21 protein-coding genes are annotated in these 24,604 nt (G+C 48.9%); 13 read left to right on the top strand and 8 right to left on the bottom strand.

Annotated elements, in window-relative coordinates:
• The first annotated feature begins 280 nt into the window (after positions 1-280).
• The 6 genes from C0081_RS19250 to C0081_RS19220 all read left to right on the top strand — a co-directional run bounded on the left by C0081_RS19250 (position 281) and on the right by C0081_RS19220 (position 6,571).
• The gene (locus tag C0081_RS19250) at positions 281-2,038 is read left to right on the top strand and encodes an acetolactate synthase 3 large subunit (RefSeq protein WP_180966737.1); all 1,758 of its coding nucleotides are present in this window, start codon (positions 281-283) and stop codon (positions 2,036-2,038) included.
• Positions 2,039-2,124: 86 nt separating this feature from the next.
• Positions 2,125-2,667: an acetolactate synthase small subunit gene (gene ilvN / locus C0081_RS19245; protein ID WP_101531972.1), complete on the top strand. Its 543-nt coding sequence runs from the start codon at positions 2,125-2,127 to the stop codon at positions 2,665-2,667.
• Positions 2,668-2,707: 40 nt separating this feature from the next.
• Complete coding sequence (locus C0081_RS19240; protein WP_101531971.1) at positions 2,708-3,451, top strand: pyridoxine 5'-phosphate synthase; 744 nt, start codon at positions 2,708-2,710, stop codon at positions 3,449-3,451.
• 248 nt (positions 3,452-3,699) lie between these two features.
• Positions 3,700-4,719 (top strand): ketol-acid reductoisomerase, encoded by a 1,020-nt coding sequence (ilvC, locus tag C0081_RS19230; protein WP_101531969.1) that lies wholly within the window; start codon positions 3,700-3,702, stop codon positions 4,717-4,719.
• Positions 4,720-4,906: 187 nt separating this feature from the next.
• Positions 4,907-5,842: a PhzF family phenazine biosynthesis protein gene (locus tag C0081_RS19225; protein WP_101531968.1), complete on the top strand. Its 936-nt coding sequence runs from the start codon at positions 4,907-4,909 to the stop codon at positions 5,840-5,842.
• A gap of 63 nt (positions 5,843-5,905) precedes the next feature.
• Positions 5,906-6,571, top strand: a complete 666-nt coding sequence (locus tag C0081_RS19220; RefSeq protein WP_101531967.1) for an Asp/Glu racemase — start codon at positions 5,906-5,908, stop codon at positions 6,569-6,571.
• Positions 6,572-6,680: 109 nt separating this feature from the next.
• On the opposite strand, the gene C0081_RS19215 is transcribed toward C0081_RS19220, so the two are convergent.
• Entirely contained in the window at positions 6,681-8,369 is a 1,689-nt protein-coding gene (locus C0081_RS19215) for a methyl-accepting chemotaxis protein (protein ID WP_180966697.1), read from the bottom strand.
• A 623-nt stretch (positions 8,370-8,992) separates the two neighbouring features.
• Here C0081_RS19215 and C0081_RS19210 point away from each other — a divergent pair.
• Both C0081_RS19210 and C0081_RS19205 read left to right on the top strand, forming a co-directional pair.
• Positions 8,993-10,540 (top strand): 2-isopropylmalate synthase, encoded by a 1,548-nt coding sequence (locus tag C0081_RS19210; RefSeq protein ID WP_101531965.1) that lies wholly within the window; start codon positions 8,993-8,995, stop codon positions 10,538-10,540.
• A 179-nt stretch (positions 10,541-10,719) separates the two neighbouring features.
• Entirely contained in the window at positions 10,720-10,956 is a 237-nt protein-coding gene (locus tag C0081_RS19205) for an HP1242/YdcH family protein (RefSeq protein ID WP_101531964.1), read from the top strand.
• A 78-nt stretch (positions 10,957-11,034) separates the two neighbouring features.
• Here the strand turns inward: C0081_RS19205 and C0081_RS19200 are convergent, their stop codons facing one another.
• Positions 11,035-11,952: a DMT family transporter gene (locus tag C0081_RS19200; RefSeq protein WP_180966696.1), complete on the bottom strand. Its 918-nt coding sequence runs from the start codon at positions 11,950-11,952 to the stop codon at positions 11,035-11,037.
• A 473-nt stretch (positions 11,953-12,425) separates the two neighbouring features.
• Here C0081_RS19200 and C0081_RS19190 point away from each other — a divergent pair, with 473 nt between their 5' ends.
• Complete coding sequence (locus tag C0081_RS19190) at positions 12,426-13,331, top strand: DMT family transporter (protein ID WP_180966695.1); 906 nt, start codon at positions 12,426-12,428, stop codon at positions 13,329-13,331.
• Positions 13,332-13,381: 50 nt separating this feature from the next.
• Here C0081_RS19190 and C0081_RS19185 read toward each other — a convergent pair whose 3' ends face one another.
• Positions 13,382-13,789 (bottom strand): hypothetical protein, encoded by a 408-nt coding sequence (locus C0081_RS19185; protein WP_210200354.1) that lies wholly within the window; start codon positions 13,787-13,789, stop codon positions 13,382-13,384.
• 481 nt (positions 13,790-14,270) lie between these two features.
• Here C0081_RS19185 and C0081_RS19175 point away from each other — a divergent pair, with 481 nt between their 5' ends.
• The 3 genes from C0081_RS19175 (at position 14,271) to C0081_RS19165 (ending at position 17,566) form a co-directional block, all read left to right on the top strand.
• Entirely contained in the window at positions 14,271-15,551 is a 1,281-nt protein-coding gene (locus C0081_RS19175) for an OmpP1/FadL family transporter (RefSeq protein ID WP_101531959.1), read from the top strand.
• A 213-nt stretch (positions 15,552-15,764) separates the two neighbouring features.
• The gene (locus C0081_RS19170) at positions 15,765-16,574 is read left to right on the top strand and encodes a UDP-2,3-diacylglucosamine diphosphatase (RefSeq protein ID WP_101531958.1); all 810 of its coding nucleotides are present in this window, start codon (positions 15,765-15,767) and stop codon (positions 16,572-16,574) included.
• A complete protein-coding gene (locus tag C0081_RS19165) occupies positions 16,571-17,566 on the top strand; it encodes a glycosyltransferase family 4 protein (RefSeq protein ID WP_101531957.1) in 996 nt (331 codons plus the stop codon). The genes C0081_RS19170 and C0081_RS19165 overlap by 4 nt, the downstream gene beginning before the upstream one ends.
• A 72-nt stretch (positions 17,567-17,638) precedes the next feature.
• Here the strand turns inward: C0081_RS19165 and C0081_RS19160 are convergent, their stop codons facing one another.
• The 5 genes from C0081_RS19160 to C0081_RS19140 all read right to left on the bottom strand — a co-directional run bounded on the left by C0081_RS19160 (position 17,639) and on the right by C0081_RS19140 (position 23,229).
• Positions 17,639-18,382 carry an ABC-type transport auxiliary lipoprotein family protein gene (locus C0081_RS19160; RefSeq protein ID WP_180966694.1) on the bottom strand — a complete coding sequence of 248 codons (744 nt, stop codon included), beginning with the start codon at positions 18,380-18,382 and terminating at the stop codon, positions 17,639-17,641.
• Positions 18,383-18,447: 65 nt separating this feature from the next.
• Positions 18,448-19,845 carry an MlaD family protein gene (locus C0081_RS19155; protein WP_101531955.1) on the bottom strand — a complete coding sequence of 466 codons (1,398 nt, stop codon included), beginning with the start codon at positions 19,843-19,845 and terminating at the stop codon, positions 18,448-18,450.
• Between the two features lie 3 nt (positions 19,846-19,848).
• On the bottom strand, positions 19,849-20,661 hold the full coding sequence (locus C0081_RS19150) for an ABC transporter ATP-binding protein (protein WP_101531954.1): 813 nt from the start codon (positions 20,659-20,661) through the stop codon (positions 19,849-19,851).
• Positions 20,662-20,671: 10 nt separating this feature from the next.
• Entirely contained in the window at positions 20,672-21,838 is a 1,167-nt protein-coding gene (locus tag C0081_RS19145) for an MlaE family ABC transporter permease (RefSeq protein ID WP_101531953.1), read from the bottom strand.
• A 185-nt stretch (positions 21,839-22,023) separates the two neighbouring features.
• The gene (locus C0081_RS19140) at positions 22,024-23,229 is read right to left on the bottom strand and encodes an MFS transporter (RefSeq protein ID WP_101531952.1); all 1,206 of its coding nucleotides are present in this window, start codon (positions 23,227-23,229) and stop codon (positions 22,024-22,026) included.
• 131 nt (positions 23,230-23,360) lie between these two features.
• Here C0081_RS19140 and C0081_RS19135 point away from each other — a divergent pair, with 131 nt between their 5' ends.
• The gene (locus tag C0081_RS19135; protein WP_180966693.1) at positions 23,361-24,581 is read left to right on the top strand and encodes a protein phosphatase CheZ; all 1,221 of its coding nucleotides are present in this window, start codon (positions 23,361-23,363) and stop codon (positions 24,579-24,581) included.
• Positions 24,582-24,604: the final 23 nt, after the last annotated feature.

Raw genomic sequence — 24,604 nt, 5'->3', positions numbered from 1 at the left:
ACCGGAGAATCTTGTTCCTTCCGGGTTGACCTGCCAGTTTGGAGCGATTAACGTCCCTCTCGAAACAAACGGAAAAGCTGTACTTGTGATGAAAAATATTGTTGTGATTCTAGTGGGAAGGCGCGCTGCTGCGATGGTTGAGTAACCGTTGCAAATGGTAGTGCGCATCTAGGGCCTTTCAGGGGCCCTTTTTTATTGCTCGCAAGAATGGCAGCTTTGGACAGGCAATTGGTTGGTTTGAACCAATGTCAATTTAAGGAATGGATAAATGACACGGCAGATGACAGGTGCTGAAATGGTTATCCAAGCTCTGAAAGATCAGGGCGTAGACCATATATTTGGCTATCCTGGAGGAGCTGTCCTCCCAATTTACGACGAAATTTTCCAGCAGGAAGATGTTCAACATTTTTTGGTGCGCCATGAACAAGGCGCAGGGCATGCGGCCGAAGGGTATGCTCGGTCAACGGGCAAAGTCGGCGTGATGTTGGTGACTTCAGGCCCTGGTGCTACCAACGCTGTGACCGCACTTGCTGATGCTTTGCTCGATTCCATTCCTCTTGTCTGCATTACAGGGCAGGTCCCGACAGCCCTGATCGGCTCTGATGCTTTTCAGGAATGCGACACATCCGGCATCACACGGCCCTGCACCAAGCATAATTATCTGGTTCGCGATGTTGAGGATTTGCCGCGCGTTCTGCATGAGGCTTTTTATGTTGCACGCTCTGGTCGTCCGGGGCCGGTTGTGATCGACATCCCGAAAGATGTGCAGTTTGCCACAGGTACCTATCAGGGACCATCTAACATTAGTCACAAGACCTATCATCCGCAGGTTAAGGGCGACCTTAACTCTATTCGGCAAGCGGTCGAAATGCTCATCAACGCCAAGAAACCGGTGTTCTATACGGGTGGTGGAGTAATCAACTCTGGCACGGAAGCCTGCCAGATGTTGCGTGAACTGGTTGCATTGACCAATATTCCCATCACGTCGACCCTGATGGGGCTGGGTGCTTATCCTGCGTCTGGTGATAATTGGCTGGGCATGCTGGGTATGCACGGCACCTATGAAGCCAATATGGCGATGCATGATTGTGATGTCATGGTTTGTATCGGAGCACGTTTCGATGACCGGATCACAGGGCGTCTGGATGCTTTTGCGCCAAACTCTAAGAAAATTCACATCGACATTGATCCTTCATCGATCAACAAAATTGTGCGGGTTGATTTGGGCATTGTGGGTGACGTCGGGCATGTGCTTGAAGATATGGTGCGCATTTGGCGCGCCAGTGGGCAGGAGCCTGATCGTTCGGCGCAGGCTGACTGGTGGGAGCAGATCAAGATTTGGCGCAAGCGCGAGTGTCTGGCCTATCGTAAGAATGCCGATATAATCATGCCTCAATATGCTTTGGAGCGTCTGAGCGCCAAGATCAAGGATAAAGACAGCTACATCGCGACGGAAGTGGGGCAGCACCAGATGTGGGCTGCGCAATATCTTGGATTTGAAGAACCGAACCGCTGGATGACGTCCGGAGGATTGGGTACCATGGGATATGGATTCCCTGCTGCGCTCGGTATTCAGGTTGCGCATCCAGAGAGCTTGGTCATCGATATCGCAGGTGATGCTTCGATCCAAATGTGTATTCAGGAACTGTCGACAGCTATCCAGTATAATTTGCCGGTCAAGGTCATGATCCTGAATAATGAGTATATGGGGATGGTGCGTCAGTGGCAGCAACTGTTGCATGGCAATCGGATGTCTAATTCCTATGTCGAGTCTCAGCCGGATTTTGTGAAATTGGCTGAAGCCTATGGAGCACATGGCATTCGGTGTGATCATCCAGATAATCTGGATGCGGCCATTGACGAGATGATTGCCCATGACGGACCTGTGCTGTTTGATTGTCGCGTTGCTAAACTGGCCAACTGCTTCCCCATGATCCCATCAGGCAGAGCCCATAATGACATGTTGTTGTCGGATGAAGCCGAAGATGAGGGCAAGATTGCAACGGCCATCGGAGAAGCTGGCAAGAAGCTGGTTTGATCCGCGTATCATTGATGTGCGTGTGTGTTTCTATTCAATTACTGAGATGAAGCACCCCGCAATATGCAAATATAAGGAACGGCAAGATGCAACACGGATCTGCCTATTTCATCGAAGAAGTGTCGACAGTGGAAGAAACTCATACTTTGTCTGTGCTCGTTGATAACGAGCCGGGTGTTCTAGCACGAGTGATTGGCCTTTTCTCCGGACGGGGGTATAACATTGACTCGCTGACTGTGTCGGAGACCTCTCATGAGGAGCATATTTCCCGCATTACCATCGTAACGACAGCTACGCCGCAAGTCATTCAACAGATCCGCTCCCAATTGGGGCGCTTGGTGCCAATTCATGAAGTGGCGGATTTGTCGATTGATCAGATTGCTCCGCTGGAACGTGAATTGGCTATGATCAAAGTATCTGGTACAGGTGAGAAACGGGTGGAAGCCTTGCGTCTTGCTGATGCTTTCCGGGCCACTGTGATTGATGCCACTGCGGAGCATTTTGTGTTTGAGATGACCGGACGTCAGCAGAAAATTGAGCAGTTCGTCAGTATTATGCAGCCTCTCGGTTTGGTTGAGGTTTGTAGAACCGGTGTGATTGCTCTGCGACGTGGTCCGGAAAAAACCTGATCCGTTGCTTGATTTGCTCTGATATTGGATTGAAAAATCTATGAAAACACGACTGAGTGTGAATGTGAATGCGGTGGCGATGTTGCGCAATCGGCGGGACCTGCCATGGCCGAGTGTCACCGGGCTTTCTGCAATTGCATTGGAAGCGGGTGCCAAAGGTATAACTGTGCATCCGCGTCCGGATCAGCGGCATATTCGCAGACAAGATGTGCGAGATCTGGTGGCAATGATCCGGAAGGATTTTGCTGGCAAAGAGCTTTGCCTCGAGGGATATCCTGACAAAGGATTTTTGGCCCTGTGTCAGGAAGCCAAACCTGATCAGGTGCTGTTTGTGCCAGATGCTCCGGCTCAGACGACTTCAGACCATGGCTGGGATTTCGAGGTCAATGAGGTATTGTTGCGTGATGTGATCGCCTTGATGAAACGATCCGGTATTCGGGTTTCTGTTTTTGTCGATCCCGACCCAACCCAACCGGCAAAAGCTGCTGCTGTGGGGGCCGACCGGATCGAGATTTTCACAGGGCCCTATGGTGCCTGTCAGGTTGATACAAAGGAAGCCAAAAAGCATTTGGCAGATGTTGTGGCAACCGCTCATGCCGCCAAGGCCGCTGGTTTGGGTGTCAATGCCGGTCACGATCTGACACCGGAGAATCTGCCGGCTCTGATGAAAGAGGCGGGCTTTATCGAAGAAGTATCCATTGGGCATGGTTTTACTGCCGACGCCCTGCTCCATGGCTTTGCCGAGAGCGTAAGACGTTTTCAGCGCGCGATGGGTGAGATTTGATTTTTACGCTTCACTGAAGCGTTGAATCCTTGTTTGGACTTGACCTTGGCTTTGTCATCTTTTAGGCCCTGTTCAAACATTTTCGGTTTCTGTTGTTTCAGAGGCTGATCGAGAAATTTTATGAGCTGACATAAGAGCAATTTTCGCAATTGTTGCATTGCGGAGTGACTTAAGTCTTTGTTTGACGCGTATCCTTATCCAAAATGTGAAATCATTTTCGGGATACGCTCTAGGAAAAGGAAGAAATAATGCGCGTATATTATGATCGCGATGCTGACATCAATCTGATCAAAGGCAAAAATGTCGCTATCGTCGGCTATGGCTCCCAAGGTCATGCTCATGCTTTGAACCTGCGCGATTCTGGCGTGACCAATCTGGCCGTTGCCTTGCGTGAAGGCTCATCGTCCGCCAAGAAAGCTGAAGCTGAAGGTCTGAAAGTGATGACCGTTGCTGAAGCTTCTAAATGGGCAGACGTTGTCATGATGTTGACCCCGGATGAGCTGCAGGCTGACATCTATTATGCCGACATGCATGACAACCTCAAAGAGAATGCTCTGCTTCTGTTTGCTCACGGCTTGAATGTGCATTTCAACCTGATCGAGCCACGCGCTGACCTTGATGTCGCCATGGTCGCTCCAAAAGGTCCTGGTCATACCGTGCGCGGTGAATATTTGCGTGGCGCTGGTGTGCCAACTCTGATTGCGATTGCGCAGAATGCTTCTGGCAATGCACATGATGTGGCTCTTTCTTATGCCTCTGCCAATGGTGGTGGTCGTGCCGGTGTCATCGAAACATCCTTCAAAGAAGAATGCGAAACTGATTTGTTCGGTGAACAAGCTGTTCTTTGTGGTGGTGCTGTTGAGTTGATGCGTGCCGGTTTTGAAACACTGGTAGAAGCCGGTTATGCGCCTGAAATGGCTTATTTCGAGTGCGTGCATGAAATGAAGTTGATCGTGGATCTGATTTATGAAGGCGGCATTGCCAACATGAACTACTCCATTTCCAACACGGCTGAATATGGCGAGTATGAAACCGGTCCTCGCATTATTACTGCTGAAACCAAAGCGGAAATGAAAAATGTTCTGACCGACATTCAGGATGGCACTTTCGTGCGTAACTGGATGCTGGAAAACAAAGTTGCCCAGACCTCATTCAAAGCGATCCGTGCTCGTAACGATGCACACCAAGTGGAAGAAGTTGGCGCAAAATTGCGCGCAATGATGCCTTGGATCAAAGAAAAAGCAATGGTAGACAAAGAGAAAAACTAAGCTCATCTTTTTCGTTGACTTGATCGAAATCCCGGCCAATGGCCGGGATTTTTCGTTTAGGGGATTATTAAGAGTAATTTGTGTTTACCGAGCGTTGTGTGCTGTTCCTGTATCGGCAATGCGCTTATAGTGGACACCCGTTAGTGAACACCCGTAATTTTGCCTGTCAGTTTGAGGATTTTGCCAAATGTCTAAGTCAGAGCGCGCCTACTTCATTCTCGATGTATTCACACATGAAGTTCTCGCGGGTAATCCTCTGGCAGTGGTGCTCGATTCTGACGGGTTGAGTGATGGTGAGATGCAGAAAATCGCACGAGAATTCAATCTCTCCGAAACGGTTTTTGTTAGTCCTCCAAAAAATCCTGCCCACAACGCCGCCTTGCGGATTTTTACGCCATCATGTGAATTGCCTTTTGCAGGGCATCCCACAGTCGGTGCTGCCGTCTTGCTCGGTTCTCAGCGCTTTCCTGACCTTGAACGTGATATGGACAGTGTGATGATGCTGGAGGAGAAGATCGGACTGGTTCGCGCACGGGTCAAGCTCTATGCCAATGGCGCAGGAGGTGGGGCAGGGGATGCTGTATTTGATGTGCCTAGCCTGTCAAAGCCATTTGATATTCAATTGGGATCGAAAGACGAGATTGCCGCCGCTTTGGGGCTGCATATCAAAGACATCGGGTTTGAAAATCACGTGCCGACTGTTTTTGCCGCCGGAGTGCCTTTTGTTATGGTGCCGATCCGAGATATGGAAGCGATCGGACGGGCCAGCCCGGTGTTGCCCAGTTGGAACACTGCCTTTGGGTCGCACGACCACAATGATGCCTATCTTTATACACGCGAGACCGTGCGCCATGGGTCCAGCTTTCATACACGAATGTTTGCCCCAACGATGGGGATCGTAGAAGACCCGGCAACGGGGTCGGCTGCGGCAGCTTTTGCCGGTTGTATTTGCCGATTTGATCAGCCAGGGAAAGGGACGCACAGCTTCGTTATTGAACAAGGGTTTGAGATGGGGCGTGCCTCTATCATCAATTTGGAGTTTGAAGTCGCTGATGGACGTTTGAGCGCGGAACGCATTGGCGGGAAAGCCGTGATTGTGGCCTCGGGAGTACTTTATATCTAGTTATTTTACTGTTCGCTGATCCTGTCGCTAACAGGTCTTCTCCATTTGTAATTTGAGGCTCATTTGACTTTTTCATTTCTCCATAGTTCCCAGAGTTTGGTGCCTTTGTTTGAAGACGCAATTAACGGCACTAATTTATCACCAAAAGCGCATTATGTTCGTGCGGACCTGTTGGATAAAGCCACTGCACAGGGCGGCATCGATGAGGCGCTGTCGGTGGAAATTGCTGACGCTCTTCACTCTTACGCTTTGGATGTTGATCTGTTGCTGCTCACCTGTTCAAGTCTCAGTTCGGTGGTTGATGGTGTCAAGGCGAGCGGAGTGCCGGCTGAACGAACGGACCGGTTACTAGCAGAGGCGGTTTTTGCGGGTGCTATGAAGACCCCGGGGGCGCAGAGTGTTGCTGTTCTTATTGCAGCCCCGACAACCGTTGTCCCCACGCGTACGCTATTTGAACAATGCCGAGTAGAGATGGGGGCAGAGGCTGTTGGTCTTAAGGTCATTCTTTTGCCTGATGTCTGGTCTTTGTTCCTGTCTGGTGATCTTGAGGCATATCGTCAGGCTTTGGCCAAAGCGATTGATGCTTTTCTGACTGGAGCTGATGCTTTTAGCCATGTTGCTCTGGGGCAGGCGTCTATGGGGCCTGCTCTGGCCTTTTGTCAGTCACCACGCGCCAACTCGGTTTGGACTATCACTGGTGCAACACGTGCTTATCTGGCTGCCATGTAGGGAGGCCTCTTGGTTTCAATATATTTGATAAGGCATAAAAAAACCGCGGCCCCATTGGGACTGCGGTTTTTGTCTTTTGGCAATCTTGGAATCCAAGCAATTTTGAGGGTTATGCTGCCTGTATCTCTTGCAGGAATTGCTCAATTTTCGAACGCAAATCTTTAGCCTGTTCTGCAGATGAACGAGATGCATTGAGCACCTGAGTGGCTGATTGTTGGGTATCGGTGACAGAATCGCTAACCGCGGCGACCCGCTGAGTGACCAACGAAGTCCCCTGAGATGCCTGCTGAACATTGTTGCTAATTTCGGAGGTCGCAGCCCCTTGTTGTTCTACAGCGGATGCAATTGAATTGGTGTATTCATTGACCTCATCCATCGTTTGGGTGATTTTAGCAATGGCTGACACAGCTTCTTTGGAAGAGCTCTGAATGCCTGAAATCTGGCTTGAGATTTCTTCCGTCGCTTTTGATGTCTGGTTAGCCAACTCTTTCACTTCGGCCGCCACAACCGCAAAGCCTTTGCCTGATTCACCGGCTCGGGCCGCTTCAATGGTGGCATTGAGTGCGAGAAGGTTGGTCTGCTCGGCGATGGCCTGAATGAGGCTAACCACCTCACCAATTTTTTGGGCAGCAAGGTCTAAACTGGAGACTTTTTCGTTGGTTGCTTGTGCTTCATTGGTGGTGGTGGAAACAACTTGCTGGGTGCGTCCAAGCTGGCTGGAGATTTCCTCGATTGACGCTGTCAATTCTTCGGCTGCCGAGGCGACCGCTTGCACGTTGGTTGCTGCATCATGGGAAATTTTGGAGGCGTCGTTGGTCTGAGCTGTGGTGTTCAGCGCGATCTCGTTCAAACGTTGCGCCGTGGCTTCCATGGTGCGGGAGTTCTCTGCAGACTCCTCAAGAACCGATTGAATGCCGCCTTGGAACGCATCAATAATTCGTTGTGTATTGGTATGCCGCTCGATATTTGCTCTATCTGTTTCTGCCTTCTGATGCTCCAACTCGCGGCGTTGCGCGTTGTGTTGGTTCAGGACATTGACAGAACGGGCAATATCGCCAATTTCATCTTTGCGTTCTTGATAGTCAATCTTTTCAAGCTGCTCGTCTTTTGCGATCAGTGTGAGCAAGCCGGTAATCACGGGCAGTGGTCTCATCATTTTGCTGACGATTGCGAAAGCCAAGGCTAGAATAATGACAGATACTATCGACGCCCAAAGAAGCATTTGGGAGGACACGTCACCCAACACAGCTTCAACGTTGGAACGCTCGATACCTACATAAAGAATGCCTACAACGTCATTAGACGGTGAGAATATCGGCTGATAGAGTGTGTAGTAAGGTATGCCGAGAATAACAGCTTCGCCAACGAAGCTTTTGCCACTGGCTATAATCGGATAGACCGCGCCTTTCTGGCCAAGCGGTGTGCCGACTGCTCGTTCTCCATTGGGTTTTACGATGTTGGTTGTTTTGCGCCAGAAATCCTTGGTCTTCTCATCCCAAGCAAAGATTGTTGCGGTTTCGTTGGTTATACCACCAACTCGGTCGATCAATGTGTGGTTTTCAAAAGCGGGAATGGTCTGCATTGTCAAGCGGCTGATGTCGCCATCGCCGGTGCGATCGACTCCCACACCTTCGATGGACGTTTCCAACACCTGGGCGGCTACACGTATGCTTGTAGACTGTTGTATTATAACGTCCTGTCTGACTTTGTTGCTGACAGTGATCCATGCAACAGTTGCCAATGACACCATCGAAACCACGACAGAGGCGACGATTAGAAGCGTGACTTTCTGTGTCATCTTCATCTTGGACAAGAAATTCATTTTTGTAAACCTTCGGTCCTATTATGCTGGTCGCGTATAATTTCTAAAGTTCATTACTGTACAAAAAGAGTTAATAAATTGATTTTATTTTCGGAAATATAATTAATTACTTGAATTCTTATATTTAATTATCGTCATAGTTTTTATTTTTCGGTTTATGTAATTTTTATTCTATTAGAATATTTCTAATATTGTTTGTTATACTTCTATAATTAAAATTTATTGTTTTTGTCGGGTTCAAAAAAATTGAAAATTCGGCCTTGTGGAGTTGGTATTGATCGTTTATGACAAATGGATCGAGATATGAAAACCATCTTAGGTTTTTCTTTTATTATATGCGAGAGACGGAAATGACCGCTCCTTTGAGCACAATTGGTCAAGTTGTTACGGTTGAGCCCAAAGCTCCCGCCACAGCTGCACGTCTAAACTCCGCTCTACTACTCCTAATCTGCCCCTGAACATCGACAGGCGTTGACTTCGGTTTACGGCGGATCTTCAGGGGATGACATTTCAAAGCAGCCAGAGACATTCTTGCCGTGTGACTAGCCTTGACCAATTTTCATTTATTGGCTGGAACGGCCAAATTCAGGATAAATCCCATGACCGACAATATCATTATCTTTGACACCACCTTGCGCGACGGCGAACAATCTCCCGGAGCATCCATGACCTTGGAAGAAAAAATTCAAGTCGCTAAATTGCTGGATGAAATGGGTGTGGATGTGATTGAAGCGGGTTTTCCGATCGCTTCCAACGGAGACTTTGAAGCTGTTTCCGAGATTGCCAAAGTGGTCAAGAACTCCACTGTTTGCGGCTTGGCCCGTGCTGGCAATAAGGATATTGATCGCGCCGGTGAGGCGGTTAAACATGCCAATAAAAGCCGGATCCATACTTTTATTTCCACCAGCCCGTTGCACATGAAATTCAAGCTGCAAATGGAACCTGAAACTGTCTATGAAAAAGTGATCTCTTCGGTCACACGGGCGCGCAACTGGACCGATGACGTGGAATGGTCCTGCGAAGATGGCACCCGCACCGAGTTTGACTTTATGTGTCGCTGTGTCGAAGCAGCAATCAACGCCGGTGCGACGACCATCAATATCCCTGACACCGTGGGCTATACAACACCGGATGAAATCGAATCCCTGTTCCGCCGCGTGATTGAAAATGTGCCCAATTCTGACAAAGCCATTTTCTCGGCGCATTGTCACAACGATTTGGGCATGGCAGTAGCCAACTCTTTGGCCGCGGCCAAGGGTGGTGCACGCCAGATCGAATGCACCATCAATGGGCTGGGTGAGCGTGCCGGGAACGCGGCGTTGGAAGAAATCATCATGGCGATCCGCACACGCAATGATGTGTTCGCCTATACAACCGGCATCAATACCAAGATGCTGACCCGTGCCTCTAAGCTGGTCTCCGCTGTGTCTGCCTTCCCTGTGCAGTATAACAAAGCCATCGTGGGCAAAAACGCGTTTGCCCACGAGTCCGGTATTCATCAGGACGGCATGTTGAAAAATGCTGAAACCTACGAAATCATGCGGCCTGAAGATGTGGGTGTGGGTGGTACAGATTTGGTTATGGGCAAGCACTCGGGTCGCCATGCGTTTAAAGAAAAGCTGTCAGACTTGGGGTATCAGTTGGGCGAAAATGCCTTGCAGGACGCGTTTACCCGTTTCAAGGATTTGGCTGACAAAAAGAAACATATCTTCGACGAAGACATCGAGGCTTTGGTTGACGACGAGGTCTCTAATGCTTCCGAGAAGATTAAGGTAATTGCCATGACGGTGATTGCCGGTACTGGCGGTGTACAGAAAGCGATCGTAACGCTGGATATGGATGGCGCCCATGTAACCAAGGAAGCCACTGGCGATGGCCCTGTCGATGCGATCTTTAATGCGATTAAAGAAATGTTCCCGCATCGCGCTCGGTTGCAACTGTATCAAGTGAGTGCCGTGACGGCTGGTACAGACGCACAGGCTGAGGTCTCTTGCCGTTTGAGCGAAGATGAGACCACTGTAACCGGTCGTTCTGCTGATACCGATACGATGGTGGCGTCAGCCAAGGCTTATGTGTCGGCCTTGAACAAGCTGGTGACGCGTCGCGAAAAGCAAATTCAGAATGCACAGACCAGCGCTGCTGAGTAAGCTTTGACGGTTTGAAATGTGAGATATGAAGGGGGCGGATTTTAATCTGCTCCCTTTTTTTATGCGGTGGTTTGTGGGTTTTGTTTTAAGTGTCTTTTGGTTGTGATTTTGATCTGTTTCATGGTGTCAGGGTTTTACCAGATGCAGACTGAAAATGTGTTCCACGGGAGGAGAGAGCAATGTTTTACGAAACGCATAAATTGCGCGAGGAGTTTCCTGATGCCATTGAGAAACTGCAAGCTTTGATGATTGATGATGAGGATTTTTTAAAGCTTGCTGCGCGCTACACCGAGGTTAACCGCGAAATAATCCGGATAGAGCATGAGGAAGACCATGCTTCCGATTTTTATCTCGACAATCTAAAGAGGCAACGATTGGTTTTGAAGGATCGGGTGGCGGTAAAACTCAGAAACTGAGGCTCGGAGACCAAGTTTGAAAAGTCAGGCTTTGGCCTGACTTTTTGTCTGTAGTGTCCTGATTTCTGATAAACCACTCTATTCGACGGTTTGCGGTGTGGTTGACTTTTTGAGCTTGGCTTCCCGGCGCATGATGTAGAAGGTCGAAGCAAAAATGACCGCTGCCCCCAGCCAAGTATAGCCGTCGGGGAACTCATCAAACAGGAACCAGCCAAAGGCGGTCGAGAAAAGCAATCGCATATAATCAAACGGCGCGAGTGTTGTCGCTTTGGTCCATTTAAATGCATGCACCATCAACCATTGGGCAAAACTTGCCAAAGCGCCGGTTAGCGCAATCAGGCCGATCTGCTTCCAACTGGGCGTTGTCCAGTAAAGATAGGCGAGGGGTATCATCGCCAATCCGATGAGCAGCGCTTGGCCAGTTACCATGACGGTTGGTTGGTCATAGCGTGTGTGAATGCGAATGATCACTTGATTGGCGGCGATGGTGGCGGCAGCAACCATTGCAAAGATGATATTGTTGTCTAGAGCGGCCAAGCCACCACTGAACATATCAAAGGGGCGCGCGATAATCAGGATACCGGTAAATCCGACGACAAGAGCGCCAATGCGTCTGATGCCAACGGTTTCTTTCAGGATCACCACAGCGAAAACCGTAATGAAGAAAGTCCGCGTGAAACTCAGTGTGGTCGCTGTGGCTAGTGGCAGATTGATGATCGCTGTCAGCCCACCAAGTATGCTGAAAAATGTCAAAAAAGCACGCAACAAAAACAGGTCTTTTCTTACAATTCTTATCTTGCCTTTGCTAGATTTTAGCAAGGGTGGCACGAGGAATAAGACCATGAAGCCTTGTCTAATGACTATGATTACGGTGACGTGAAGCGATTGCCCAAGCTCTTTGATCGTTGCGGACATTGTTGAAAAGCACATCATTGCAATGAACATAATCAGGATTGCGCGGATGTTCAGGGGCAGTCTTTCAAATACTGCCGTCATTTTCTGTATGAATTGAGGCACAGAAGTCATAACGCGGCCGAATCTCTGCAAAAGGCGGGGGGCTTTTTTGACAAGCCAATGAGGTTTGTCAGTAGAGCGATGAACGCTGAAGTCGGTTGGAAGATCTTTGCCAATCTATCAGTGATCAATTCAGTATGTAAAGATCCAAGGTGTTCTAATCAGTCGTTTGCTGCCTCTATTCATCGGGCAGCCAAGCCTGTTTTTGGAGCAATCGGATTTGGTGTCATAAGTGCGGCGGTGGTTAATGAGCATTTTTTTTGCTTACCGCTTGATCTTTTTGTCAAAGCGTGAAGAATTGTAAATCTTCCTTTGGTCAAACTGATTTCACATCTATGGGTTCATTTTGATGTTTCAAATTTTAATTCGGGTTTGATTAGGCTCGTTCAGCCGACTGTGGCGGAACGAACGGAATGTTGGTGCTTTCACACCATGATGATTGGAAAGATCGCGTCATGAATTCCCTTGTTGGCATTGTTTGGAAACTCGCTGCGACCTGTTTTTTTGCAGTCATGATTGCAATCATAAAATATGCATCGGCAACGGTTCCTACGGGGCAAGTTGTCTTTTATCGCTGTTTTTTCGCTCTATTTCCGTTGTTGATTGTTGCGATAATGCAGGGGAAATTACGCGACAGCCTTCGAACAGCACGGCCTTGGTTACACTTTCGGCGCGCTCTTGTTGGGGCTTCGGGCATGTTTTGTTGGTTCTCTGCGGTGGGGTTGATGCCATTGCCTGAAGCCACCGCGATATCTTTCTTATCACCGTTGATGGTGGTGGCACTGGCTGCAATATTTTTGAAGGAGAAAGTGCGGTTTTATCGCTGGACCGCTGTGGCAGCGGGATTTATTGGTGTGTTGATCATTCTGTGGCCGCGCTTGTCCCAATCGGATGGAGACGTTGCGTTGTTGGGAGCCTTTTTTGCTGCGATTTCGACTATCTTCATAGCATCCACATCAATCATGGTTCGTCAAATGACACGCAGCGAGACGAACGCTGCAATCATCTTTTACTTTTTTGTTGCGACATCTTGTTTCTCGCTCGTCAGCCTTATTTGGGGCTGGGTGTTGCCGGATTGGCAAATCATTGGTTTGTTGGTTTTGGCAGGTGTGATGGGTGGGCTTGGCCAAATGCTGATGACACAGGCTTTTCGCTTGACCGAGGCTTCGCTTTTGGCCCCGTTTGATTATGTGAATATGATTTGGGCTGTGATCATCGGGATTTTGGTATTCGATGAATATCCCAGTATGCCTGTTATCATTGGAGGCACGATCGTTATTCTCGCTGGCATGTTTGTTGTCTATCGCGAGCGCGCCCTCGGTTTGGCCCGTAAGGCTGAATTGCGCGTGAAGCCGCTCTAGTCAAACGGCAATAACGCAACCTGCTGACAGTCTGCCCTCTGACTAGATGGTTATGGGGCTTTGAATTCAACGATCTCGCTGTCTGTTTGGTCAATGAAGGTAAGCTTTAGCTTAATGCTTTTTACATGTCCGAGCGGGAAGGCCAGATAGGGGCGCTCTTTTGTGACTTGGTTGGGCTGCTTTTCGTCGCATTTTGCGAGTGGCCAATTGTTGTTGAGTGGTTGATCGTTGAGACCATACTGCACTGTGGTTAGTCCGCATTTCCAGCTTTCTAGATGTGTGAAATAGACGAGCTGTTGACCATTGTAGTTTCGGTAGGCAACCCAATTGGCTTTCGTTAGCTTTAGAATAGATTTTATTTGCTCGGGCGGAAGACTTTGCGCCTGACTTGTTCCCGATACAAAGTTTGACGCCAGCAAGCAGGCGGCAAATGTCAGCTTTATGAATGTTTTGTTCATTGAATAGATGCTCACTTGGTTTGAAAATTGTGCGTAAATATACGGTGTCAAGAGTAAGGCAATTATTACTTGAAAAGATTCGAAAACAGTAAGATTTTTTCCAACTCGTTGCATTCGATCGTGCAGATCAATGCCTGGTTTTCAAGTTATCCCCTTATTTTCATAATAAAGATAATGAAATCAGTGACGTAAGGGTATTCCCTAAGGTCAGCTCTGTGGGGCTTAGTTATGTAATCTCGAATGTTCTTTGGTAAGTATCTGATTGTTTTCAAAAAAATATACTCATTTGCGACTGCTACAAATTTAACGAATGAACACTTGTTAGTTTTCATTGTGTCGATAGAGCGCGATATGGCGACAATTTGACACCTTTGGACAAAGGCGCCCGTTTGGAGGGCTTGATTTGATAAAATTGCGTATGTGAAGTTCATTTCCAATTGTCAAAAACATGGCAAATGTCTTTAAGATGCTGGAGGAATGAGTGTCCGAAAATCGCAGCCAAAAAACCTTAAAATTAAGCGTTGCCTCTGTCGCCGTTTTGAGCGTCATGGCCGCAGCTTCCGTTCCGGCCGCGCAGGCAGGGGGCTTTGCTCTGCGCGAACAAAGTGCCATTGGTCAGGGATCTTCGTTTGCAGGTGTAGCTGCGGGTGGTGCTCTGTCTTCGGCGTTCTGGAACCCAGCTACGCTCACACAGATAGACGGTGTGAACACCGAAAGCGTATTGACTGCTGTTATTCCCAAAACGGATGTTAGTTTGCTCAGCGGGCCATATGGCACTGCGGACCCCGGCGATGTTGGGTTGGATGCTCTCATTCCTGCTTCCTATTCCGCAATGCAACTGATGAATGATTTGTATGTTGGTTTGAGTGTGAATGCACCTTATGGCATGGCGACCAAGGCCAAAAACCCGTCGGGTTCTGCCTATCATGCTGCCACATCCGAAATCTTCACAACTGATGCAAAAGCGAATATCGCCTATCGCATCAGTGATGCCTTCAGTGTCGGGGTTGGTGTGGGAGTAACTTATGCAAAGGTTCGCATGACTGCAGCACAAGTGGGTGTTTATGATCATGAGCTAAAGGGTGATGCGTGGGCGCCGACATTTAGTCTTGGCGCTACTTTTAAGCCATTTGAAGGAACTACGATCGGTGTTGGTTATCGCTCCGAGACAAATTTAAAACTGTCCGGAACCCAATATCTGACATCGGTTGGATCAGCTCGGACGCCGATTACTGCGGATTTAAACCTTCCATCGAGCATTACGGTGGGGCTGCGCCAGGATATATCAAAACGGTTTGCACTGCTGGCGGGCTTTGAATGGTCCGATTGGAGCACGCTGAAAGATCCGATTGTGATTAATGGTAGCCTCGCTGGAACAACGTTGCATTTCGGTTATGAAGATGGCTGGTTTGCATCGCTTGGCGGTGAATATGCCTATGATGACAATCTGATGTTGCGTGCCGGTGTCGGTTATGAAAAATCGCCTATTCCGACCGAGCATCGCAACCTGCGCCTCCCTGATGCAGACCGTGTCTGGGCAAGTTTGGGTGCCTCCTACAACGTGAGTGAGAAGCTGTCCGTGGATGTCGGATATAGCCATTTGTTTATCAAGGATGATGTTCAAGTGTCTGGAAGTAATGGTCTTGGGAGTTATACGGGCAGGGCCGATTCCAGTGCCGACATCATCTCCGCTTCTCTTCGTTATCAGTGGCATCCAGCCCCCTTGTTTGCAGGTGATGAGCCGTTTGAACGAAAATACTGAATTTGATCGGAAATCAGACGCATGATTGAAGGAGAGCCAATGGCTCTCCTTTTTTTATTGGCTAGGTTTCTCTGTGAAAAAGACCGCTATCTTGCTCTAACTTGGGGGCTGTTTTGCATTTGAACTGCTTTTTTTCTCGCTGTCACAAAAGTGAGACGCGGGGTTCTTAAAAAGTGTCACAAATGTTTGCCGCCTCCAATTCAGAGCAGATCTATGACCCAGACCAGTGACGAAGGACTTTTTAAACACCGCACGCTCTTTTTGTCCGATGTTCACTTGGGCACGCGCGGATGTCAGGCCGAAATGCTGCTTGAGTTTCTAAAATATCATGATGCCGATACGATCTATTTGATTGGCGATATCGTTGATGGGTGGCGGTTGCAAAGCCGTTGGTATTGGCCGCAGCCCCATAATGATGTGGTGCAGAAATTGCTGCGTAAAGCGCGTAAAGGGGCCCGCGTGGTATATGTGCCTGGCAACCACGATGAGTTTTTGCGCAAATATGTCGGCGCGCATTTTGGCGATGTTGAACTGCTGGCACATGACATTCATGAAACGGCAGATGGTCGCCGCCTGTTGGTGATCCACGGGGATCAGTATGACATGGTGGTGCGCCATGCTAAGTGGCTCGCCTACTTGGGTGACTGGGCCTATGGGCTTGCGTTGGCTATCAATACAGGATTGAACGCGGTGCGTCGCAAGTTAGGGTTTGGCTATTGGTCATTATCAGCATGGGCCAAGTTGAAGGTGAAAAACGCTGTCAATTTTATTGGTACGTTCGAGGAAACCCTGTGTCAGGAAGCCAAAAAATTCGATGTCGATGGAGTGATCTGCGGACATATCCATCATCCAGAAATGCACGAAAAATTTGGCATTGCTTATTATAATACAGGTGACTGGGTCGAGAGCTGTACCGCGATTGTCGAGCATGGTGACGGCCGGTTTGAACTGATCCGATGGGGTGAAACCGTCGGTGCTATGCCAAAATTGACAGGCCCTGTGCCAGCCAAGGCTCTTGCATGACCCGAATTTTAATCGTGACAGATGCGTGGCACCCGCAAGTGAATGGTGTGGTGCGTTCTTTGGACCGTTTAGGTCTGGAATTAAAAAAACAGGGCCGAGATGTTCACTACTTAACGCCTCTTTGTTTCAAGACCCTGCCATGCCCGACCTATCCGGAAATCCGCCTTTCCTTAACCCTTGGACATGGGGTGGCCAAGAAAATCAATGCGATTAAGCCTGACTATGTTCATATCGCGACGGAAGGGCCGCTGGGGTTTTGGGCGCGGCGTTATTGTATGCAGCGTCATGTGTCTTTCACCACGTCCTATCATACCCGCTTTCCTGAATATCTCGCAGCACGCTTTCCTGTGCCGGTTGCATGGACCTATGCGGCTTTGCGTTGGTTTCATAACGCAGGTCGCTGCTGCATGGTTGCAACACCCAGCTTGAAGCGCGATCTGGAAGATCGAGGTTTCACCGATCTACATTATTGGGGGCGTGGTGTTGATTTGGAGTTGTTTCACCCTCGGAATGAAAAGATTTTGGACGATGCCAAGCCTTTGTTGTTGTATGTCGGGCGTGTGGCGGTGGAGAAAAATATCAATGCTTTTCTCGAACTCGACTGTCCAGGCACCAAAATAGTTGTTGGCGATGGTCCCCAGAGGCCCGAGCTTGAAGCAAAACACCCTGAGGTGTACTTTCTTGGATTGAAAGAAGGTGAAGAGTTGGCGGCCATTTATGCGTCGTGTGATGTATTTGTCTTTCCATCCAAGACAGATACTTTTGGTATCGTGTTGTTAGAGGCTCTGGCGTCCGGCCTACCGGTTGCTGCTTATCCTGTCATGGGACCGCTTGATGTGATTGGTGATAGCAGCGTGGGTGCGCTGAACGACGATTTAGCAACCGCTGTGCGAGAGGCCTTGAAAATCGATAGACAGGCCTGTGTTGATTATGCTGCCGGTTTTAGCTGGGAAGCCAGCGCAAAGCAGTTTCAGAGCAATATTGAAATCTGATTGGCTTCTAACAATGTATGTGGGTCGGTGAAGTGTGCCTGTTGGTCTATTTGGTCGGGCCTTTGGGCATCATCAAATCGTGTCTAGCACCCAAACCAAGATGTCACGTAACACTACATCCATGGCACGATCGATGGCCTCGACACCCTTTTGAGAGTTGCTCAGATTGGCTGGCGATGTAGCGTTGAATTGCTTGGAAGCGCGGACGCGACCATTGCGGTCATTGATGATTTTGACTGAAAGAGCCACGTGAGCCGAAGCTCCAGCTTCATCGCTTAGCTCAAATGCACGAATGGATGTGACGATTTTGTAATCGACCACAACACCATCGCCCGGTTTGGCAACAGAACGCACTCGGTGGGAATTTTCAAACGTTTGAACCAGCTTTTCCTGAACAACACGAGGAAGACGGTCACTCCACTGGGCATCACCAAAATAGGTTATTTCCGATCCACCGGGGCGGACGACAATCATCTCACTGTCCAGAGACTTCAGAGCGGTCGGAACTGCGACTAGAATTTGCGCATTTGTCCGCCCTCGCAAATTGGAGAAATTGTCCGGCGCGCTGAGGTCATAGGTGGTTAGTTCCTTGCCACCTGTGAGGGACGAGCAGGATGCCAGTATGGTGCACGCACCGATGATGGCAAAATACCTTGCATATGACCGAAAACCAAACAAACGCAGAACCTCAAATACCCGAAACCCAATGGCGCCTACTCTAACCATGTGGCCGGACAAACCAACTTCTTTTTGACGTTTTGGGCGGATTTTTGATGGATTTATGCGATTTTGCCACATATTTGCAGAAGACTTCATCGTGCCACCCGAGATGATCTCAACGAGGCATCTCCACATCACGCTGCAGTGAGCGTTGGGACGGGTTAGTGGCGACGGTTGAAGGTTTTGACTTTGTTGCCACCAAAAATCAGGCTTGACGGGTCGTCTTCCAGCTTCCCAACAGCTCCTTCAAGGCGCCGAAGTGTTTGGCGCGCCTCCGAAACCATGCCTTCCACATCACGCAGGCCCTTGCCCGAGAAGCGGGCCAATCCGCTGGCAATTTCATCAGCGCGCGATTCAAAGCGTTCTGCGACGATGCGAATCGAACGGGCTGCCAAGGTGGCTTCTTGTACCAAGCCTTTGCCACCTTCTTCATCCGACAGGATGCCATCAACTTTGCCCAGAATCCCGTCGACGCGCTTGGATGCGGCGTTAAGGCGAGATGCAAGCTGTTTGGCATCGGTTATGATCGTATTGAAGTCTTCTGTGCGTGACGACATTGTTTGGGAAAAGGTATTGATGTTGCCGGCAGCCAGTTTGGCTTCGGACAGGATGGCGTCAATATCGCTGGAAGAAGTCTCGAGAGACTTTGCAAAGGTTCCCAAAGAAGCCACCGCAGTGCGGACCACATTTGGATCAACGCTTTCAACCAATGTATCGACTTTGCTCAATGAGGTGGTCAGGCTTGCCGAGAATTGGTTGATGCCTTTTGCCGCTTCAGACGCATCTTCGACAACCACATCAAACTTTTCGGATGCACTTGCCAGCTTTTGGCTGAATTTTTCGACATTTTCGACGCTGTTCTCAATGCTTTTGGGGTCAACTGCGGCCAGAAGCGATTCCGCTTTGTCGCTGAGTGTTTCAAGACGGGCGGATAAAGACGTCAGGCCTTTTGCTGCTCCAGAGGCATCTGCAAGAAATGTATCTATGTTGCCGGCATTGTTTTTCAGGGCAGCGGTGAAGGTCTCGACATTGCTGATTGAATTTTTGATACTGCTTTCATTGGTATCAACCACGTCTTCTACTTTGGCCAGAAGAGTGTCGGCGCGTGTTAGTATTTGCCGTGCACCGGACATCAAGTCCTGCATGGCAGAATTGGTGGCGATCAATTGTGGCACTTTCTCCTGATCCAGCAGATCTGGAAGCTCTGGTGTGCCTCCTTTGATCTCGACATTGCCAACGCCAGTTAGGCCGCGAAAGGCAAGCTCGACTTTGCTGTCTTGTTTCAGCGGGATCTCTGAATCCACCAGCAGATGGGCTTTTACATATTTTGGATTGATAGGATCATAGTTGAGATTGGAGACTTCACCGACTTTGATGCCGTTAAACTGAACCTGCCCTCCCTTGAAAAGCCCTGCTACAGAGCCTTCAAAGCGCACAATGACTTCTTTCATTGGCTTCACGTCATCATAACGTGCGATCCAAAAGACAAAGCCGAAGCCGACTGCGGTCAACAGCAGGGTAAACAGGCCAATGAGTATAAAGTTGGCTTTGGTTTCCATGTGTCAGTTCCTGTCCCACTGTCGGATGGCGCGCTTGCCGGTGAAATACTTCCGGATCCAGGGGTGATCATTGTTTTGCATTTGGTGCATGGTGCCTGTCGTCAGGACCCGACGTTCTGCCAAAACGGCAATACGGTCGCAGGCTTGATTCAGGCTGTCTAAGTCATGAGTTACCATAAAAACAGTCAGGCCCAAAGTGTTTCTGAGTTTGGATATGAGGTCATCAAACTCTTCGGCGCTGATTGGATCTAGACCGGAGGTTGGTTCATCCAACAACACCATGTCGGGATCGAGCGCGAGCGCGCGGGCTAGGGCGGCTCGTTTGATCATGCCGCCTGACAGCTCTGACGGGTGCTTGTGGGCTGCGTCAGGGGACAGTCCGACCAGTTCAAGTTTGGAGATTGCCAATTCATCCATGAGGCGCTTGGGCAACGAAAGATATTCGCGCATTGGCACCTGAATATTTTGCAACACTGACAGCGAAGAAAAAAGCGCACCATGTTGGAACAATACGCCCAGTTTGCGCTCAATCTTCATGCGTTCAGCCGTTTTGAGCTGGTCTGTATTCTGACCGAACAGAATAAAGGTTCCACTCTGTTTTGGGGTGAGGCCAAGGATGGCGCGCAGAAGGACCGACTTACCGGTGCCGGAGGCGCCAACAATGCCGATAATCTCGCCTTGTCTGACGTCCAAATCCAGATTCTCAAGGATCACCCGATCACCAAAGCCGACCGTTAGGCCGCGCACAGCAAGCAGGATATCGTCCTGATTGCCTGCTCCGGGTTTAGAATGCTGGTGAAGATTATTTACGGTCATGCAATCTTCCCTAATATCCAATGGCTGCGAAGAAAATGGCAAAGACGCCGTCGACAAGAACCATCAGGAAAATGGATTTCACGACCGCTGCTGTTGTGCGACGACCTAGAGATTCTGCACTGCCTCCGACTTGAAGACCTTCTGAACAGGAGATCAGCGCGATGATCAAAGCCATGAAAGGCGCCTTGATAACGCCAACCATGAATGTGTTGACAGCGATCGCTTCTCGCAACCAGTTGATGTAGGCAATGGGCGTTATATCTGAATAAACCCAAAGCAATATCCCGCCACCAAACAAGGCAGAGAAGTTGGCCACCACCCCCAACAAGGGCAGAGCAATAACAAGGGCGATCACGCGTGGCGTGATGAGCACTTGCGTTACATTCAGACCCATGACGCGCATGGCATCAATTTCTTCGCGCATTTTCATGGAGCCGATTTCTGCCGTAAAAGCACTACCGGATCTGCCCGCAACGAGAATGGCCGTTAGCAAAATACCGACTTCGCGCAACACCAGAATGCCAACCAGATCAATCACAAATGGCTCGGCCCCAAACTGGCGAAGTTGGAATGCCCCTTGCTGAGCAACAATCGCGCCGACGAGAAAGGACATCATTGCAACGATAGGAACAGCTTTCAGACCGGTTTGTTCGAGATGATGCACAATGGCGGTTATGCGCAGCTTACGCGGATTAATCAGACTTTGCACCAAACCAGCGATCACGCTGCCCATCAAAAAGGTCAGAATTTTGATGTCTTTATAGATTTCGAATACATCACGGCCTGTTTGTTCGGCGGCTTGTATAAACATATTGGGGGGAGGCTGGGTTTGGGGCTGGACGCGGTTGGTTTGCCACACGGCATCAAACAGAATGCGGTGGTCAGATTGGATTGGGCTTGTCGCGAAGAGTTCTAGATTTAATCCGCGCATAAGGCGCACAATCACCCAAGCGCCCGATGTATCCAGGATTGATAGATCCGAGAAATCAATAGCAGTGGGATGTAACTGTTGCTGAAAGGCATCGGAGACAAGTTTGTCGGCGTCCTTGATGGTCTCAATCGTCCAGTCACCTTTGATAAAAAGGGTGCCTTCGGCGCCAGCGTTCCCCAACACGATTTGTGGTGTTTGAAAGACCGTTGTGATCTGTGCTCCTTGGTCGATCTTGTCTGGAGTCATGTTCGGTCTCACGCTTCGGTCACAGGTCCTGATTTTAGCCAGCTCCTTGGGATTGATGCTTGCTTTATAATGACGCAAGAATCTGTCGATAGGAAGGCTTTTCTCATGTGTTACATGCCCCACATCCTTACTGTGAGGCAAGGAAAGATCGATGGTTTCGTCACGATTTTATGGTGCTCGGTGTTTTAGTCTCTGTCTAGAGGCACTGTGTCGGCATTGATATGACCGAGTGAGAACATAGGCGCGATGAGGAACAGCACTAGTCCGAACAGGCTGATCCCAGCCATTATGTAAAAGGCATCGCCTTCCAGAAGTGAATAAAGGTAACCGGACAAAAAGGTCGCGATGGCCATTAACAAGCCCGTTAACATGGTAAAAAGTCCTTGAGCGGTGCCTGACAATTCATCATCTACCATTTTGGTGAGGAAGAACATCATGCCAAGATGGGTGCAGGCGAAGCTTCCAGCATGTAGTATTTGCAAGAGAAAATAGCCACTAACGGGCAGTTCTAGCGGGAACAGAAGCCAACGTAATGTCGCCAAACATGCCCCGACTATAAGCAAGGATTTCCAGCTAAGTCTGCCTGAAATCTTTTTGGAATAGAAGAATAGCGTTACCTCAGCCAGAATGGAAACCGACCAGAAGATTCCAGTCATGTTGGCCGAAATGCCGATTTTTTGCCAAAAAATTGTCGCAAAAGCATAGAGTACGCTGTGTGAGGCTTGTACAAAACTGGCGGCAAATAAAATGATCCAGAAACCTAACTGCGCAAATTGTTTAAGTTGAGCCCAGTTTAAATTTGCACCTTTGGACAGATTACGGTTGTCATTTAACCTTGGATCTGAGGGTAATGTCATGGAAAAGATGATGTGCAGCATATTTCCGATCACCATAACCCAAATAATATTTGCAGCACCAAAGGCATCAAGAACCACCCCGCCAATCAAATTGGCGACCATGAAGGCGAGGGATCCCCAGCTGCGCATCCGTCCGTAATCCAGATCAAAGCGTCTTGTTCCTGCCATGGCTAGAGAGTCAGATACGGGAATAATGGCACTCTGGGCGATGTGGGATACTGCCATGACCAGCGCGATCCATAGGAGATTGTCGCTGATTGTGATCATGGCAAAAGTAACTGCAAAAACAACACAATAAATTTGCAATGTCAGCCGGCGGTCTCCAATTTTATCAGCGATTCCTGCCATGAAAGGGGTGAAAATCACGCGCGTTGCCATTGGAATGGTCAGTATGAGACCAATTTCTTTTGGTTCCACGCCGAGGCTGTTTAGCCAAACGGCAAAAAATGGAATATAAATGCCAAGTGGAAAGAAAAAGGCTCCAAAGAAAGCCGACATGCGGAGCGCATATCCCTTTGGTGATGGTGCTTGCATTTTGGGCCGCCTGATGAAAAGTAAAAAAACGTTAAGGATTCGGCTGTAGCATCTGAGTATGAATATGCGTAATCCAGACGCTGATTCGAGCCAATTACTATAGGATTGTGGTCAAACAGATGAGCAAGCCCATGCCACCAACACCTCTGAGACAAGAGGACTATCTGGCAATTGAAGCCGCTGTGATGGAGACCGCTCGAGGTCGGTGGTTCTTGTCGGAATATGCGAGACGAAATCGGAATGCTGATACAGATACTCTATTAAACGCGATAGATAAACTGGAAAAATCAGTTGTTCGTGAGCGTGCTCCTGCGTCTGTGATGAACCGGGTTAAGCTGGATCTGGCGGATATGGCGGCCGCCATTGAAAAAACCAAACTGGAAATTGCTCAGATCAAGCACGAAGACAACGATGGTGCCGAGCGCTTTGAGCGAGCAACCGTCGAACTGGATGCCATTGTTTCCCAGACTGAAAACGCGACCAGTGAAATTCTCGGTGCTGCTGAAAAGATTCAGGAATATGCTTGGACTTTACGTGAACAGGGCGCCAATGAAGAAGATTGCAATGCGTTGGATGGTGAAGCAACAAATATCTATATGGCTTGTTCATTCCAGGATTTGACAGGGCAACGTATCAAGAAAATCGTAGATGCGATGAGTTATGTTGAAACCCGCATCAATTCCATGATCAACATCTGGGGATTTGAATCCCAAGGTGTTGAGATTGATCATACACAGGCCAAATCTCAGGATGCGCGCCCTGATTCCCACTTGCTTAATGGCCCTTCTCTGAATGGTGAAGGTGTTGAGCAGAGTGATGTGGATGTGATCCTGAGTCAATCTGCGGAACAACATGATTCCAGTCAAGATGATGTCGATGCTCTTTTTGATCAGATGTCAGATGTTGCGGATGCAACTGATGTGTTTGACAATGCATCGATTGATATTGATTTTGACTCCATAGAAACCGAAACCGATTCTGAAACCTCCGTTACCGCTGATGAGCCGATCTCGGAATTGACTGCTGAGACCGTCGAGTTTGCCACTCTTGACATGAACGATCTCGATTGGGCGACTGAAACGGTAGATGCTGTCGCTGTGTCGTCAAACGACAAAATGGAAGAGGCGGATGTTTTTGCTTCTGCCCTTGTTGAGGAAACAGGTCAGCAGAATGAAGAGGCTTCTGCGCAAGCAAAAGTTCTCACTGGTTCTGATGTGCACAGCGCTGATGCAGATGTATTTGCTTCTGCTAAAGCGGATAAGTCTGATGCTAAGGCTGAGCGGGATGTCATGGTCGGAGACATGGAAATGCGACTTGCTGATTTAAGAGACCGTGTTGCTGATTTCAGTTAAGTCCAATCTTTAACGTCTCTATT

The organism is Cohaesibacter celericrescens (assembly GCF_002866925.1).
In the GTDB taxonomy this organism is placed as follows: Bacteria; Pseudomonadota; Alphaproteobacteria; order Rhizobiales; family Cohaesibacteraceae; genus Cohaesibacter; species Cohaesibacter celericrescens.
Note: the sequence above shows the minus strand (reverse complement) of the source record. Positions and strands in the feature narration are given on the sequence as shown.